11 protein-coding genes are annotated in these 16,219 nt (G+C 62.4%); 9 read left to right on the forward strand and 2 right to left on the reverse strand.

Translation table 11 applies throughout. The annotated features are described in order from the left end of the window. Positions 1-60 precede the first annotated feature (60 nt). The gene (locus tag KVT38_RS16690) at positions 61-645 is read right to left on the reverse strand and encodes a fatty acid metabolism transcriptional regulator FadR (protein ID WP_217594864.1); all 585 of its coding nucleotides are present in this window, start codon (positions 643-645) and stop codon (positions 61-63) included. A 168-nt stretch (positions 646-813) separates the two neighbouring features. Here KVT38_RS16690 and KVT38_RS16695 point away from each other — a divergent pair, with 168 nt between their 5' ends. The 6 genes from KVT38_RS16695 to KVT38_RS16720 are packed head-to-tail and all read left to right on the forward strand — an operon-like array spanning position 814 to position 10,664. Further along, positions 814-2,979 carry a heterodisulfide reductase-related iron-sulfur binding cluster gene (locus KVT38_RS16695; RefSeq protein WP_217594865.1) on the forward strand — a complete coding sequence of 722 codons (2,166 nt, stop codon included), beginning with the start codon at positions 814-816 and terminating at the stop codon, positions 2,977-2,979. A 38-nt stretch (positions 2,980-3,017) separates the two neighbouring features. Then, on the forward strand, positions 3,018-5,414 hold the full coding sequence (locus KVT38_RS16700; protein ID WP_217594866.1) for a 3-hydroxyacyl-CoA dehydrogenase/enoyl-CoA hydratase family protein: 2,397 nt from the start codon (positions 3,018-3,020) through the stop codon (positions 5,412-5,414). 27 nt (positions 5,415-5,441) lie between these two features. Then, positions 5,442-6,626: an acetyl-CoA C-acyltransferase gene (locus tag KVT38_RS16705; protein WP_217594867.1), complete on the forward strand. Its 1,185-nt coding sequence runs from the start codon at positions 5,442-5,444 to the stop codon at positions 6,624-6,626. A gap of 59 nt (positions 6,627-6,685) precedes the next feature. Beyond that, complete coding sequence (locus KVT38_RS16710) at positions 6,686-8,470, forward strand: acyl-CoA dehydrogenase family protein (protein ID WP_217594868.1); 1,785 nt, start codon at positions 6,686-6,688, stop codon at positions 8,468-8,470. Between the two features lie 29 nt (positions 8,471-8,499). Beyond that, a complete protein-coding gene (locus tag KVT38_RS16715) occupies positions 8,500-10,191 on the forward strand; it encodes a long-chain-fatty-acid--CoA ligase (protein ID WP_217594869.1) in 1,692 nt (563 codons plus the stop codon). Between the two features lie 47 nt (positions 10,192-10,238). After that, the gene (locus KVT38_RS16720; protein WP_217594870.1) at positions 10,239-10,664 is read left to right on the forward strand and encodes a PaaI family thioesterase; all 426 of its coding nucleotides are present in this window, start codon (positions 10,239-10,241) and stop codon (positions 10,662-10,664) included. 91 nt (positions 10,665-10,755) lie between these two features. On the opposite strand, the gene rpsT is transcribed toward KVT38_RS16720, so the two are convergent. After that, on the reverse strand, positions 10,756-11,028 hold the full coding sequence (rpsT, locus tag KVT38_RS16725) for a 30S ribosomal protein S20 (RefSeq protein WP_090114936.1): 273 nt from the start codon (positions 11,026-11,028) through the stop codon (positions 10,756-10,758). Positions 11,029-11,236: 208 nt separating this feature from the next. On the opposite strand from rpsT, the gene gpr reads away from it, so the two are divergent. The 3 genes from gpr to KVT38_RS16740 all read left to right on the forward strand — a co-directional run bounded on the left by gpr (position 11,237) and on the right by KVT38_RS16740 (position 16,192). Next, complete coding sequence (gene gpr / locus KVT38_RS16730) at positions 11,237-12,220, forward strand: GPR endopeptidase (protein WP_217594900.1); 984 nt, start codon at positions 11,237-11,239, stop codon at positions 12,218-12,220. Between the two features lie 574 nt (positions 12,221-12,794). Next, complete coding sequence (locus KVT38_RS16735; RefSeq protein ID WP_217594871.1) at positions 12,795-14,669, forward strand: cache domain-containing sensor histidine kinase; 1,875 nt, start codon at positions 12,795-12,797, stop codon at positions 14,667-14,669. After that, on the forward strand, positions 14,666-16,192 hold the full coding sequence (locus KVT38_RS16740; RefSeq protein ID WP_217594872.1) for a response regulator: 1,527 nt from the start codon (positions 14,666-14,668) through the stop codon (positions 16,190-16,192). The genes KVT38_RS16735 and KVT38_RS16740 overlap by 4 nt, the downstream gene beginning before the upstream one ends. The last annotated feature ends 27 nt before the right edge of the window (positions 16,193-16,219 follow it).

Raw genomic sequence — 16,219 nt, forward strand, 5'->3', positions numbered from 1 at the left:
TGCTCCTCTCGAAAAGGGATGACCCTACTGATTGTCTAAAGCCCATTGCGCATCACCCGCTCAGGCCCTCAGCGCGCGCAGAAAAAAATCGACCGTGCCGTCGACCTGCGCCGCCAGCGAATACTTGCGATCCGACAGCAGCCAGGACGACACCGCCTCGTCCATCGCGCCGAAGATCAGCTGGCGCGTCAGCTTCACGTCGAGCTCCGGCCTGAACGCACCGGACGCAATGCCTTGGACGAGCACGCTCTCAATGAGGAGCAGGTAAGGCTTCAGTGTCTTGCCGATCTCTTTGCGCAGCTCGATCGCGCTCTGCCGCAGCTCGATCTGCGTGACATGCGCGAGCAGGGGGTGTCGCTCGAGCTCGGCGAAGTGAAGCTCGCACAAGATGCGCAGCGCCTCCTCGGCCGTCTTCGACGCGCGTACGGATGCTTCGAACTTGCCGATCAGTCCGCCGAGCCGTTCCCGGAACAACGAAACGAGGATATCCTCCTTGTTTTTGAAATATAAATAGATCGTACCGTCAGCGACCCCGGCTTCCTTCGCGATCCGCGAGATTTGCGATCCGCGATACCCGTGCTCGGCGAATACCTTCACGGCCGCGTCCAAAATCCCTTCAAACTTATGCAGCCTGCCGACCGTCATGCGCCCGCCTCCCGAACAAGTGCGTCTAAAAATGAAATGAATACTCATTCATTTCTAGATCTATATTTAAGAGCCGGCGAAAAATGAACCGGGATCTTCGCCGCCGCCCGACACTGGCGGGTACGCATGCAGGGAGCTACTCGGAAGGAGGAAGGAGGGAGGAGGCTTATGCTGCTGTCCTGGCTGCACTATACGCTGTTTCTGCTCGTCACGGGTTATGCCATTACTTTGTTCTGCCAGGCGGTCTCTCGCCGCTACGCCTACGTCGAGCTGGGAAAGCCTTCAGGCAAGCGGCCGGACTGGCGCGGCCGAATCCGCGAGGCGCTGTTGCAGGCGCTCGGACACTCGAAGCTGCTGAAGGATCGCCGAAGCGGGATCATGCATCTGGTCGTCTTTTACGGCTTCCTCGTGCTTCAATTCGGCGCGCTCGACCTGATCTACGCCGGGCTGTCGGGCGGCGAGCCGCTTCCGATCCCGGGTCGCCGCGTCTTCGGATTGACGCAGGAGATCGCCGCGCTGTTCGTCCTGATCGCAGCCGGATATGCGGCATACCGCCGATACGGCGAGAAGCTGGCGCGCCTCAAGCGTGGCGGGAAGCCCGCGATCGTGCTGCTCCTCATCGGCGCCCTGATGCTGACCGTGCTGCTGTCACTCGGCTTCCACCGCGCCTGGGAGGGACTCGGCGTTTCTGCGTACGCGCCGGCATCCTCGCTGATCGCCGAAGCCGCGTCCGGCCTGACGCCTGCCGCTGCCAAGGCCTCGTTTTACGTCTGCTGGTGGGCGCATCTCGTCGTTTTGCTGACGTTTCTCGTTTATGTGCCGCAGTCGAAGCATTTTCATCTGATTACCGCGCCGATCAATCTGTTCCTCGGCCGGGCCGAGCCCGTCGGCAAGCTGAGCAAGCTCGATCTCGAGGACGAGACGGCCGAGTCGTTCGGCGTCGGGCGGATCGAAGATTTTCGCAGCGGGCAAATGCTCGATTTTTACGCGTGCGTGGAGTGCGGCAGGTGTACGAACGTGTGTCCGGCCTCCGGCACCGGCAAGGCGCTGTCGCCGATGCATCTCATCACGAAGCTGCGGGATCATCTTACCGAAAAGGGAGCCGCGATCACGAGCAAGTCGCCGTGGGTGCCCGCTTTTGCGTTTTCTCATGTAAGCGCTCACAGCATGTCCGGGGCACCGGCGTCGGACTTTGGTCCGAATCCCCGTTGGAAGGAAAACGCAGCCGGCGGCGCGGTCACCGATATTCGGCCGACGCTGGACTGGCAGCGGGAAAGTTGGACCGCCGAAATGAATCGCATGCCGGAGGAGGTGTCGCTCATCGGCAACGTCATAAGCGAGTCGGAAATTTGGGCGTGCACGACCTGCCGCAACTGCGAGGATCAATGTCCCGTCGGCAACGAGCATGTCGACAAGATCGTCGACCTGAGGCGTTATCTCGTCCTGACGGAAGGCAGCGTGCCGCAGGAGGCGCAGCGCGCGATGCAAAACATCGAGCGCCAGGGCAATCCGTGGGGCATCAGCAGAAACGACCGGGCCGGATGGACCGGAGAGATCGGCGGCATCGCGGTGCCGACGGTCAAGGACAATCCGGGCTTCGACATCCTGTTTTTTGTCGGCTCGATGGGCTCGTACGACAGCCGCAGCCGCAAAATATCGCGCGCCTTCGTTCGGCTGCTGCACGAGGCGGGCGTTAACTTCGCGATTCTCGGCAACGAGGAAAAAAATTCGGGCGATACTCCGCGGCGGATGGGAAACGAGCTGCTGTTCCAGCAGCTGTGCGCGGACAACATCGACACCTTCCGCAAATATGGCGTTCGCCGGATCGTTACCGCCTGTCCGCACACGTTTAACACGCTGAAAAACGAATACCCCGAATTCGGCCTGGAAGGGGTGGAGGTGCTGCATCATACGCAGCTGCTCGACCGGCTGCTGCAGGAAGGGAGGCTTGCGCCTTCACATCCGGTCAAGGAACGCGTCGTCTATCACGACTCCTGCTATCTCGGCCGCTACAACGGCGTGTACGACCAGCCGCGGCATATTTTGCGCGCGATCGAAGGACTTGAGCTGCTGGAAATGGACCGTACGCGCGAAAACGCGATGTGCTGCGGGGCGGGCGGCGGCTTGATGTGGATGGAGGAAACGGCGGGCAAACGGGTTAATGTCGCGCGGACGGAGCAGGCGCTGAGGACGCAGCCGTCGATGATCGGGAGCGCGTGCCCGTACTGCTTGACGATGCTCGAGGACGGCACGAAGCAAAAGGAAGCGGAAGACCGGGTCAAGGCGAGGGACGTGGCGGAAATTTTGGAGCTGGCGGTATTCGGCGCGCCTTAAAGCTCAATGCTTGAACCCGGATAAGGAGGAATTGCCGCATGGCACTGAAGATCGGAAAAGCGGCGGTCGTCGGCTCGGGCGTCATGGGGGCGAGCATCGCCGCGCATCTGGCAAACGCAGGCATTCCGAGCTTGCTCCTCGACATCGTTCCCGATTCGCTCTCGCCGGAAGAGGAAGCCAGGGGGCTCACGCTCGCCGATCCCGCGGTTCGCAACCGGCTGGCGGCCGGCGCGCTCGCGAGGCTGCCTTCCGTTCATCCGGCGCCCTTTTACGACGACACTTTCGCAGGCTTGATCGAACCCGGCAATCTCGACGACGACCTGCATCGCATTCGGGATGTCGACTGGGTGATCGAGGTCGTCGTCGAAAAGCTGTCCGTGAAGCGCGACGTGCTCCAGCGAATCGAGCGTCATTGGCGACCGGGCGTCGTCGTCAGCTCCAACACGTCGGGCATCTCGATCCGGGAGATGGCCGAAGGGCGAAGCGAGGCGTTCAAAACGCATTTTCTCGGCACGCACTTCTTTAATCCGCCCCGTTACATGAAGCTGCTCGAACTCGTCCCCGGCGACCGCACCGACCCGGCGATCGTGAGCGGGATGGCCGCATTCGCCGAACGCGTCCTGGGCAAAGGCGTCGTCGTCGCCAAGGATACGCCCAACTTCGTCGCCAACCGGATCGGCACCTACGGACTGCTCGCGACGCTGCAGGCGATGGAGGCCGGCGGCTTTACGGTTGAGGAGGTGGATGCCGTCACCGGGCCGGCGATCGGCCGTCCGAAAAGCGCGACGCTGCACACGCTCGACCTGGTCGGCATCGACACGTTCCTTCACGTGGCAAACAATGTGTTCGAGAAGACGGACGATCCGGCGGAAAAGGCGGCGTTCGCGCCGCCGAAGCTGTTGCTGGAGCTGGCGGAGCGAGGCTGGATCGGCGAAAAGGCGGGCGCCGGTTTTTACAAAAAAGCGAAAGGCGCGGCGGGCAGCGAAATTTTGTCGCTCGATCCGTCCACGATGACGTACGTTCAAGCCGTCAAACCGCGCGGGGCTTCATTGGAGGCGGCTGCGGCCGCGAAAGGAGCGAAGGAAAAGACGAAGGCGCTGCTCGGCGGGAAGGACCGGTACGCGGCGCTGGCATGGCAAATTTTGAAGCAAACGCTCGTCTACTCGGCGGAAAAGGTCGGCGAGATCGCGGACACGGTAGACGACGTCGACAAAGCGATGCGGTGGGGCTTCAACTGGGAGCTCGGGCCGTTCGAGCTGTGGGACGCGATCGGGCTTGTCAAGACCGCGGCGCGGATGGAAGCGGAGGGCACGGCCTTGCCGGCCTGGGTGAAGGAATGGATCGCGGCGGGACACAAGTCGTTTTATCGCCGGGTGGAAGGCCGTAGCGCCTATGCGTACCGGGGCGCCTATCGCGAGCTCGAGGAGCGGCCGGAGGCGATCTCGCTGCGCGCGCTCAAGGAGCGGGGACGGGTCGTGCGGTCGAACGCCGGCGCGAGCCTGATCGACGTCGGCGACGGCGTGGCGGCGCTCGAATTCCATTCGCGAAGCAATGCGATCGGCGGCGACATTCTGACGATGATCGGGGAGAGCGTCGAGGAGGTGCGGCGCAACTATGACGCGCTCGTCATCGCGAACGAAGGTCGCAACTTCTGCGTCGGCGCCAACCTGATGCTGCTTCTGATGGAGGCGCAGGACGAGGAATGGGATGAAGTGGACGCGATCATCCGCCTGTTCCAGGACACGATGACGAAGCTGAAGCGGTTCGAAAAGCCGGTCGTGGCGGCCCCGCACCGGATGGCGCTCGGCGGCGGCGTGGAGGTGTGCCTGCCTGCGGACGAGATCGCGATGCTGGCCGAGACATACTTCGGCCTCGTCGAAGCCGGCGGCGGCCTGATCCCGGCGGGCGGCGGCTGCAAGGAGCTCACGCTGCGGATCAGCCAGGCGAATGCGGATCCGGAGATCGACCTGCAGCCGCACGTCAACCGGCTATTCCTCAACATCGGCACGGCCAAGGTGTCGACGAGCGCGCACGACGCGAGAAAGCTCGGCTACCTTAGGCCGGGGGACCGGATCGTGATGAGCCAGGAGCGATTGATCTACGAAGCGAAAAAAAGCGCGCTACGGCTCGCCCAGGCAGGTATTCCTGCGCCTGTGCCGGAGCGAATCCGCGTCGTCGGCGCGGAGGGGAAGGCGGTCATGAAGCTCGGGGCGCGCGGCATGCATACGAGCGGGTACATCAGCGATCACGACCTGCTCATCGCCGGCAAGCTCGCGCATGTGCTGGCAGGCGGCGACGTGCCGGCCGGCACTTACGTGACCGAGCAATACATGCTGGATCTGGAACGCGAGGCGTTCCTCAGCCTGTGCGGCGAGCCGAAAACGCAGCAGCGAATGCAGCATATGCTCGCCAAGGGCAAGGCGCTGCGCAACTAACGAGGAGCGAAGGGGGCCGAATGTCCCATGAGAGAGGCAGTCATCGTGTCGGCCGCACGCACGCCCGTCGGCCGCGCCAAAAAGGGAAGCTTCGTCCATACGCGCGCCGAAGACCTGGGCCGGACCGTGCTGGAGGCGGTCATCGCGCGGGCGCCCGGCGTCGCAAAGAGCGACGTCGAGGACATCATCGTCGGCTGCGCGATGCCGGAGGGCGAGCAGGGGCTTAACTTTGCGCGCATCATGTCACTGTACGCGGGGTTTCCGTCCGCCGTGCCCGCGATCACGGTCAACCGGTTTTGCGCGTCCGGGCTGCAAGCGATTGCCTACGCGGTCGAACGCATCGCGACAGGCGGCGCCGACGTCATCGTCGCGGGCGGCGTCGAGAGCATGAGCCATGTGCCGATGGCCGGGTTCAAGCCTTCGCGGCATCCGGCGATCGCCGTCGAACGCCCGGACATTTCCATCGCGATGGGCCATAGGGCGGAGAACGGCGGCGAGCGCTTCGGCAACTCCCGCGAGGACCAGGGCCGGTTCGCCGCGGACAGCCACCGCAAGGCCGCGCAAGCGCAGGCATGCGGCGCCTTTCGGGAGGAGACGGTGCCCGTGGCGACGTCGGTCCGCGGCTTCGGCGCGGACGGCAGGCCTTGGGAGCGCCGGCTCGTGCTCGAGGCGGACGAAGGCGTCCGTCCGGACACGACGCCGGAGGCGCTCGCGAAGCTGAAGCCGGCCTTCAAGGCGGGCGGCACGGTCACGGCGGGCAACGCCTCCCAGATGAGCGACGGCGCCGCCGCTTTGCTCGTCATGAGCCGCGAGCGCGCGGAGGCGTTCGGGCTCGCGCCGCTCGCCGCGTTCAAGTCGTTCGCCCTGGCCGGCGTCGATCCGGACGTCATGGGCGTCGGCCCCGTCGAAGCGATTCCGAAGGCGGTGCGAATGGCCGGCTGGTCGATGGCCGACGTCGATCTGTTCGAGATCAACGAGGCGTTCGCCTCGCAATGCCTGCACATCGTTCGCGCGCTGGCGCTAGACGAAGGCAAGGTGAACGTGAACGGCGGCGCGATCGCGCTAGGCCATCCGCTCGGCTGCACGGGAGCGAAGCTGGCCGCGAGCCTGATCTACGAGCTGCGCCGCCGCGGAGGCGGGCGCGGGATCGTGTCGATGTGCATCGGCGGCGGCATGGGCGCGGCGGGCGCGTTCGAGGTGTATCCCGCATAGCGCGGAGCCGGACCGCGACGATTGACGTCATCTAAGCGTTCAAAGGAGGTTCCTCGCAAATGAGCGGAAATTCGTTCGTAACAACGGCGGGCGGCGGCTTCGTCGTCGCGGACGCCGACTACGCGTCGGTCGCGACGCCCGAGGACTTGACCGAGGAGCAGCGCATGATCGCCGAGACGACGGAGGCGTTCGTCGAACGCGACGTGCTGCCGCACGACGAGCGGCTGGAGAAGCTCGACTACGAGCTGACCGTCAAGCTTATGCGCCAGGCCGGGGAGCTCGGCCTGCTCGGCGCGGACGTCCCCGAGGCTTATGGGGGTCTCGGCCTCGACAAGATCAGTTCGGCGCTCATCAGCGAGCGGCTGTCCCGCGCGGCTTCCTTCGCCCTGTCGATCGGCGCGCATGTCGGCATCGGCACGCTGCCGATCGTGTACTTCGGCTCGCAGGCGCAGAAGCAAAAGTACTTGCCCGATCTCGCGCGCGGGCGGCTCCTCGCGGCGTATTGCCTGACCGAGCCGTCGTCGGGCTCGGACGCGCTTGGGGCCAGGACGACGGCCCGGCTGTCCGAGGACGGCAGCCATTTCGTGCTCAGCGGCACGAAGCAGTTCATTACGAACGCGGGCTTCGCGGACATCTTCATCGTGTATGCGAAGGTCGACGGCCAGCATTTCAGCACTTTTATCGTAGAGAGAACGATGGCGGGGGTGAGCGTCGGACCTGAGGAGAAAAAAATGGGCATCAAAGGGAGCTCGACGCGTCCGCTCGTGCTCGAAGACGTGAAGGTGCCGGCCGAAAACTTGCTGTGGGACGTCGGCAAAGGCCACCTGATCGCCTTCAACATATTGAATATCGGCCGCTTCAAGCTTGCCGTCGGCTGTCTGGGCGGCGCCAAAGAGGCGATCGCATTAAGCGCGAAATACGCCAACGAGCGCATCCAGTTCGGCAAGCCGATCTCCGCTTTTCCGCTTGTGGGGAAGAAGCTGGCCGAGATGAACGTGCGCGCCTACGTGCTCGAGAGCGTCATCTACCGTACCGCCGGGCTCATCGACGCAGGTTTGGCCGGTATCGATCTCGCCTCGCCGGATGCCGGCGTCGAGTCGGCCAGGGCGATCGCGGAGTACGCGATCGAATGCTCGATCAACAAGGTGTTCGGCTCGGAGACGCTGGATTTCGTCGCAGACGAGGGCGTTCAAATTCACGGCGGCTACGGCTACATCCAGGAATACAAAATCGAGCGGATTTACCGCGATTCCCGCATCAACCGCATTTTTGAAGGCACGAACGAGATCAATCGGCTGCTCATCCCGGGCACGCTCGTGAAGCGGGCGCTTAAGGGTCAGCTGCCGCTGTTGCAGACGGCGCAGGCGCTTCAAGGCGAACTGCTCCAGCTCGTGCCGGGACGTACGTTCGAGGGGACGCTGGAAGAAGAGACGCACTTGACGGCGATGGCCAAAAAAATATTTCTGATGGCGGGCGCGGCCGCCGTTCAGCGTTACGGTCCTAGGCTTGAGGAGGAGCAAGAAGCGCTCGCGGCGCTGGCCGACATACTGATTCAGCTGTACGCGATGGAGAGCGCGCTCCTCCGGGCCAAAAAGCTGCTCGCTCGCCAGGGCGATGAACGCGCTGCGCTCGCCGTCGCCATGACACGCGCATTCGCGCACGACGCATTCGGGCAGATCGAAGCGCTCGCCAAAGAGACGCTGTCGGCCGTGGATAGCGGCGACTCGCTGCGGACGCAGCTGTCGGCGCTCAAAAAGCTGACCCGCCGAAGCCCGGTCGATACGATCGCGCTGAAGCGGCAGATCGCGGCGGCCGTCATCCGGGAGGAAGGCTACGTCTGCTAGGACCGCGATAGACTCCGTTCCGTGAGGTGATGGGTTTGCCGCAAGCGCCTTGGTATGCACACTATCCTGGCGAAGTGCCCCGGACCTGCCCGTACCCGAAGCACAATCTGGCCGAATTCCTCGTCGCGTCCGCCGAACGTTATCCCGATCGGACCGCGCTCAGCTTCCTGGGCAAAAAAATAACCTATGCACAGCTGCTGGACTCGGCGTACCGGTTCGCAGGCGTCTTGGGGAAGCTTGACGTCGGACGCGGCGAGCGGGTCGCGATTATGCTCCCCAATTGTCCGCAGCTCGTCGCCGCTTATTTTGGCACGCTGCTCGCCGGAGGCGTCGTCGTCATGACGAACCCGCTGTACGTGCAGCGGGAAATCGCGCACCAGCTCAAGGACTCGGGCGCCGTAGCCGTTTTGACGCTCGATCTGCTGTTCCGGAGAGTGAAGGAATCGGCGCAAGAGCTGCCCGATTTGCACATCATCGTGACTTCCATCAAAGACGGGCTTCCTTTTCCGAAAAGCTGGCTGTACCCGATCAAGGCGAGACGGGATGGGCTTGACCGGAAGGTGTCCTACGGACCGCGCATTCACCGGTACGCCAGGCTTCTGCGCGATACGCCGCCGCTGCCGATCCATGCGGAGGTGGACGCCGAGCGCGAGCTCGCGCTCCTGCAATATACCGGGGGCACGACCGGCATCGCCAAAGGCGTCATGCTTACGCACGCCAATCTTGTCGCCAACACGATTCAAACGAGCCTGTGGTTTTACAAAAGCGAGCCAGGGCGGGAACGTTATTTGGCGGCGCTTCCCTTTTTCCACGTCTTCGGCCTTACCGTGCTCATGAATCAGGCGATCATGCTCGGCGGAGAGCTGATCCTCGTGCCGAGATTTGAGGCGGGCGACATCCTGCGGATTATCGACAAGCAGAAGCCGACCGTATTTCCCGGCGCCCCGACGATGTATATCGCGCTCATCAACCATCCGAAGGTTCGGGATTACGACCTGTCCTCGATCAACGTCTGCATCAGCGGCGCCGCCCCGCTGCCTCACGAGGTGCAGGAGCGGTTCGAGGCGATCACCGGCGGCAGGCTTATCGAAGGCTACGGGCTGACGGAAGCTTCGCCGGTCACCCATGCGAACAACATCTGGGAATACCGCAAAAAAGGGTCGATCGGCCTGCCCTTTACGGATACGCTTGCGAAAATCGTGGACCCCGAAACCGGGGAGGACTTGCCGATCGGGTCGACGGGCGAGCTTGCAATCAAAGGGCCGCAGGTTATGAAGGGCTACTGGAACCGGCCGGAGGAGACGGCGCGGGCGCTGCGGGACGGCTGGCTGCGCACAGGCGACATGGCGCGCATGGACGAGGACGGCTTTTTTTACATCATGGACCGGATGAAGGATATGATCATCGCGGGCGGCTACAATATATTTCCCCGGGAGATCGAGGAGGTGCTGTTCGGGCATCCGGCGATCGAGGAGGTCGCCGCGCTCGGCGTGCCCGATCCGTATCGCGGGGAGACGGTGAAGGTGTACGCGGTGCTGAAGCCCGGGGCGGAGCTGACCGAAGCGGACCTTAAAGCCTGGTGCAAGGAGCGCCTCGCCGCCTATAAGGTTCCGCGCATTTACGAATTCAGGAGCAGCCTGCCGAAAACGATGGCGGGCAAGGTGCTGCGGCGCAAGCTGCTCGAAGAGGAGTCGGCCGGACGCGATCAAGGCGACGGTTGATGGCAACGGGCGCCGCTTGCTCGGCTGGTCCGAGAGGAGGGACCGTCATGGAAGGACAGAACCCGGCATCCGGGTCCGATGCGGAGTTGGCGGAGCGGGCCCGCAGCACGTTCTGGGGATACCTGGGCTGCGAGCTCATCCGGCGGGACGTGCGCGAGACCGTCGTGGAGCTGGATGTCGAGGAGAGGCATATGAATTTGATCGGCATGATGCACGGCGGCGTGCATACGGCGCTGCTCGACTCGGCGATGGGGCTGGCCGCGATGGCGGCGCGTCCGGACGAGGATATCGTGACGTCCAGCCTGAACATTCATTTTACGGCGCCGGCGCGAGCGGGCAGAGTGCGGGCGACCGCGACCGTCGTGCATATGTCGGGCCGTATGGTTACCGCAGAGGGGAGGCTGTATACGGCGGACGGCAAGCTGTCGTCGATGGCGACCGCGTCTTTCCGCGTGCTCGAGCGGAAAAGCTAATCGGCGTCGGACGCGGGCAGCGAGTAAAGTCAAAAAAGCCGTACCCTCTCGGGTACGGCTTTTAAACGCCATTATAGATTCAGGCACCGTCTTACGCTTGCGCGGACAGCGCGTTCAACTTCTTGGCGAGGCGGGACTTCTTGCGGGAAGCCGCGTTCTTGTGGATGAGGCCCTTGGTTACTGCCTTGTCCAGCTTCTTCTGTGCCACTTGAAGCGCGTTCTTCGCTGCTTCGACGTCCGTGCCCACTACGGCGACGTCCGCTTGCTTGACGGCGGTACGAAGAGCGGACTTCTGGGAAGCGTTGCGCAGGCGGCGCTTCTCGTTCGTCTTGGTGCGCTTGATCGCGGATTTGATGTTCGGCATTGATTTCACCTCCTGCAAAAACTGCAAGTATTTCTCCACACAACTTGTAACATTCTATCATGCAAGGGGGCAAAACGCAAGACAATCGCGAAGCCGGCACGGTTGCGCTCAAGAAGCGCCGCGGTACGCTCGGCACGCGGCTGGATCGCGTTGCCCCGTCCAGCAGTCGGAGAGGAGCGAACATGCGTTGAGCGAGCTTGATCTAAGCATGTACGAAGTCAGAACGGACCTGGCGCTTGAGGCCAAGGAGAGGGCGGAATCGCTGTCGGGCGGTACGATTCCCGGCGTTTGGACCGAGACAGAGCGCGAGGGCGGTATCACCGTCACGCGGATGCAGATTCAGACGGAGCAGGGCGCGCAGGCGATCGGCAAAATGCAGGGTAATTACGTCACGTTGGAGGTACCTGAGCTTCGGCGCGGCGACACCGAGCTTCAGAATCGCGTAGCGACGACTTTTGCGAGAGAATTCGAGGCATTTCTCGCCCGCATCGGCGTCGGACCAAAAACGTCCATCATGGTCGTCGGTCTCGGCAACGGCAAGGTGACCCCGGACGCGCTCGGACCGATCGTCGTCGACAATCTGATGGTGACCCGCCAGTTTTTTGAGCTGATGCCCGACCAGGTCGGCGAAGGCTACCGTTCGGTCAGCGCGATCGCGCCGGGCGTGCTCGGCACGACGGGCATCGAGTCGAGCGATATCGTGCTCGGCGCCGTGCAGCAGGCGAAGCCGGAGCTGGTTATCGCGATCGACGCCTTGGCGGCGAGGTCGCTCGAGCGCGTGAACACAACGATCCAGATTGCGGATACGGGCATCCATCCGGGCTCCGGCATCGGCAACAAGCGCAAAGGACTGACGCGCGCGACGCTGGGCGTGCCGGTGCTCGCAATCGGCGTGCCGACCGTACTGTACGCGTCGACGATCGTCAACGACGCGATGGACATGGTGCTGACGCATATGAAGCAGCATACGCCCGACACCGATCCGCTGTTCGGCGTGTTCGGTACGATGGCGGGACAGGAGCGGCTGCAGCTGGTCAAAGAGGTGCTGCAGCCGATCGGCCACGATCTGCTGGTCACGCCCAAGGAGATCGACGACTTCATCGAGGACCTCGGCAACATCGTCGCGAGCGGCCTCAACGCGGCGATGCACCAGGCGATCGACACGGACAACGTGGCCGCCTACACGCACTGATCCGAGCGCAGATGCCGGCAGACCGGTAGAGCCGCCTTTTCGTACAGCGCGCAGCTGGCGGGAGGCGGCTTTGTTTTGCGCGCGTCATGGGACAACGAGCACCCGCAGCACCATCCCGCCAAACAATTCCCACCTAGGAACAACGAGCAACCGCCCGCACCTCACCCCCGCCAAAAAGTCCCACCTGGGAACAACTGGCACGTGTCCGCATCCTGCCGCGCCACACAAGTCTTACCTAAGAACAACGAGCAGCCATCCGCATTCCACCGCACCAAACAAGTCTCACCTGGGAACAATGAGCACCCACCCGCATCCCACTTCACAAAACAAGTCCCACATAGGAACAACGCGCGCCGTCGGTCATTCGACCGTCCCGTATTCACCGTTCCGCACCCGCCCGCCCCAATTTCCGGCTATGGCTGAAGGAGTTTTCCCGCATCTCTCCCGCATCTTCCCTTCTTTCCTCGCATTCGCTTACTTCGTTAGGATTTGTTATGTATAATGAGTATCGCAAACGATAACCGGACCTAACGCGCCGCCGGATCAAGGTGCGTTGTTCTGCGAGGAGAGTCTCATGAGAAAAGGGAACCGGCGGCTCGACCGCCCGCGGAGATGGTGGCCCGAACGAATGGAGAGCAAGCTCATAATCGTGTTCCTGTTCCTGATCATCCTGCCGATCGGGGTGCTCACCTACGTCGCCGCGCAGCGCTATTCGAATTCGATCGAGCGCAATACGGTCACGTTCGTCTCCCAGCTGTCCGATCAAATGATGGGGAAGATGGACGATTATATTGAAGACATGAAAAAAATATCGATCATCCCGTCGTATCAGGCGGATATTATGGAAGGCCTGAAAATGTCGAACCGTTTCTACGACGGGCAGCCGGGCGGCGATGCCGAAGACAGCGGCGTGCTGACCGAGCAGGAGCGGACGCGGCTGGCCATCGATCGCAAGATCGGCAGCAGCATTTATTTTATCAACAACATTAAGCGAAGCACGAACGTGGTATATTTGTTCGACATCTACGGCCACCCGTACTTCGCCATTAAAAATACGGCCATCCGCTCCGACCTGCAAGATGTGCTGCCCAAATGGACGCAGCTTGCCGAAGACGCCCACGGCACACCGGTGCTCGTCAGCACCCAGGACGTCGCGGGCAGGGCGACGAGCAGCCGCTACGTGTTCACGGTCGTGCGCCATATCATCGATCCGCGAACGTTCGAATCGATCGGGATGATCGCGATCGATGCGAACATCGGTGTCATCGACAACATTATCAAGGATCTGGACAAGTCCACGCACGGGAAGACGCTTGTCGTCGACGAGAGCGGCAGCGTCGTTTACGACAGCGACAAGTCGCTGATCGGACAAAATTTGAAAAACAGCGAACTGATGCCGGGCGCGTTGACACAGCAGGGCAGCTTCCATACGAAGGTGGAGGGCAAGGCCGTGCTGGCGATTTTCAAGGAATCGTCGGTCACCGGCTGGAAGGTGCTGATCACGATCCCCGAGGACGAGCTGATGGCCGACGCTTTAAAAACCCGCACTTATACGATCGCCGCGGCGCTCGCCATTATGGCGTTCGCCCTGTTGATCTCGCTTGTGCTGGTGTTCGCGATCACCCGGCCGCTTCGCGGACTCGTTCGCATGATGAAGGAGGTGCAGACGGGCAATCTCGACGTCGCGTTCCCCGTCGTCAGCCGCGATGAGGCGGGACTCGTCGGCAGCGCGTTCAACCGGATGATCGACCGGATCAAGACGCTGATCCAGGACATCTATGCGGTCGAGGAGCGGAAGAAGGAAGCCGAGCTGCAGTCGCTGCAGCACCAGATCAATCCGCACTTCATTTATAATACGCTCGAATCGATCCGCATGACGGCCGTGCTGAGCGACAACAAGGAAGTGGCGACGATGTCCCAGCTCCTCGGCAAGCTGCTGCGGTACAGCATCCATGGCGGGCTCGAGAGCGTGCCGATCGCCAAGGAATGGGAGCATCTCGGCATTTACGTGCAGCTGCTGAATTACCGGTACGGCAGCCGGTTCGAGCTGGAGCTGCCCGATCCGCGCGAGACGGAGAGCTTATGCGTGATCAAGCTGCTCTTCCAGCCGATCGTGGAGAACGCCGTGTACCACGGGCTTCACGAGTCCCGCAGCGGGATGCGCATCCGTGTTCAGTGCAAGCGGGAGGGCAAGGATCTGCTGTTCGAGGTGGCGGACGACGGACAGGGCATGGATGAGGAGACGCTGCGCAAGTTGCAGGCGTCGCTGCTTCGGGCGCCGGAAGATGACAACACCGGCATCGGGCTTCGCAACGTTAACGAGCGAATCAAGCTGAAGTACGGGGAAGCGTATGGGCTGTCGATCCGCAGCCGGTCCGGCCAGGGCACGATCGTGACTGTCCGCCTGCCGGATACGCCGGCAGCGCGACAAGGGGGAGAAGCGAGATGATCGTCAACATCGCCGTCGTCGACGACGAAGAAAAAATCAGGCAGGGGCTCGCCAAATTAATCGAAATGACGGGCGACGAATATAGGATCGTCGGCGTTTATTCCGGAGGGTTGGAGCTGCTCGGCGAGCTGGGCAGACTCGAGGTCGACCTCATTTTCACCGATATCAAAATGCCGCAGATGAACGGGCTGCAGCTCATCGAGCAGGTGCAGCGACGGCGTCCGAAGGTGAAGTTCGCGGTGCTTAGCGGCTTCAGCGACTTCGAGTTCGCCAGAGGGGCCATTCGACAGGGCGTCGAGGATTATTTGCTCAAGCCCGTCGACCAGGACGAGCTGGAGGAGCTGCTTCGTCGCGTCAAAAACAATCTTGAGCTGGAAAGCTACCGCAAAGCCGTCGCGGCGGAGGAGCATATTCGACTGCTGCTCGGAAGCGACGTCAGGCATCTGCCCGGCCATATGACGGAGGGGGCAGGGCGCGAGCTGTCGCAGATCGGATTGTTCAGGGATTACTTCGCGGTCGTCCTGCTGCGGACGGACCCGGAGCTGACGGGCGAACGGCTCGCTTTTTACATGGAAGCCTGGAATCGGGAACACCGCAGCTTCGTATGGGAGCCCCGGCAATCGGTCATCGTCGTGGCGATCGGCCAAGGCGACCATGACGATACCGCCCGCGGCATCGCCTCGACGCTGCTTCAGCGCATCCCTCACGCGGTTCATGCGCGAATCGGCGTGAGCGCGGTTCACCAAGGACCGCTTAAGCTGCGGGACGCCTATCTGGAGGCGGAGGCCGCCATGCAGCAGGTTTGGTACGAGGACGGCATCAAGGCGATGATCGACTACCTCCATTTGTCTAGGCGACCGTCGGACGTATCGGGTCTGCTTCGGCTGCTCGACAAAGACTTCCGGCCGGCCTTGCAGCTGCTCGATCTGCCGCGGGCGGAGCAGGCGCTGCGCGATTGGCTCAGAGAGACCGGCAATCAGCGTCCGGCCTGGCCGGCGCTGAGCGAGGCCGCGTCAGCCGTGTTCGGTCTGCTCCGCACCGAGCTGAGCGGAAGGCAGACCCGGCTGCCGGCGGGTGAGAGCGAGGACGAGCAGCTGATGCTGTCGCCGGTCCGATTCGTGAGCTGGCATACATTTACATCGGAATTTATGGAGTCGGCAACCGCTCTGCTTCACATACTTAAGGAAGCCAAACAGGAAAATCGCGTCGTCGAAACCGTCAAAACCTACATTCAGGCGCATTTTACGGAGGAGCTCGAGCTGCAGCGGCTCGCGGACCGCGTCTACTTGACGCCCAGCTATTTGAGCAAGCTGTTCAAGACGGAGACCGGCGAGACGATTACCGACTACATCATCTCCGTGCGCATCGCCCATGCCAAAGAGCATTTGATCCGCAGTCCCGCGCTCAAAACGTACGAGGTGGGCGAGAAGGTCGGATACGGAGACCCGGCGTACTTCAACAAGGTTTTCAAGAAAGTCGTTGGACTGACGCCAAAAGAGTACCGCGAACGTGTTAGGTTGTAGTTATCCAAATAGAAGACAAGGAAAACA

The organism is Cohnella sp. GbtcB17, assembly GCF_019091135.1.
Classification (GTDB): Bacteria; Bacillota; Bacilli; order Paenibacillales; family Paenibacillaceae; genus Cohnella.

Coding starts and splice junctions, on each gene's coding strand:
- KVT38_RS16690 (WP_217594864.1), bottom strand. CDS start 645: ATGACGGTCGGCAGGCTGCATAAGTTTGAAGGGATTTTGGACGCGGCC.
- KVT38_RS16695 (WP_217594865.1), top strand. CDS start 814: ATGCTGCTGTCCTGGCTGCACTATACGCTGTTTCTGCTCGTCACGGGT.
- KVT38_RS16700 (WP_217594866.1), top strand. CDS start 3,018: ATGGCACTGAAGATCGGAAAAGCGGCGGTCGTCGGCTCGGGCGTCATG.
- KVT38_RS16705 (WP_217594867.1), top strand. CDS start 5,442: ATGAGAGAGGCAGTCATCGTGTCGGCCGCACGCACGCCCGTCGGCCGC.
- KVT38_RS16710 (WP_217594868.1), top strand. CDS start 6,686: ATGAGCGGAAATTCGTTCGTAACAACGGCGGGCGGCGGCTTCGTCGTC.
- KVT38_RS16715 (WP_217594869.1), top strand. CDS start 8,500: ATGGGTTTGCCGCAAGCGCCTTGGTATGCACACTATCCTGGCGAAGTG.
- KVT38_RS16720 (WP_217594870.1), top strand. CDS start 10,239: ATGGAAGGACAGAACCCGGCATCCGGGTCCGATGCGGAGTTGGCGGAG.
- rpsT (WP_090114936.1), bottom strand. CDS start 11,028: ATGCCGAACATCAAATCCGCGATCAAGCGCACCAAGACGAACGAGAAG.
- gpr (WP_217594900.1), top strand. CDS start 11,237: ATGTACGAAGTCAGAACGGACCTGGCGCTTGAGGCCAAGGAGAGGGCG.
- KVT38_RS16735 (WP_217594871.1), top strand. CDS start 12,795: ATGAGAAAAGGGAACCGGCGGCTCGACCGCCCGCGGAGATGGTGGCCC.
- KVT38_RS16740 (WP_217594872.1), top strand. CDS start 14,666: ATGATCGTCAACATCGCCGTCGTCGACGACGAAGAAAAAATCAGGCAG.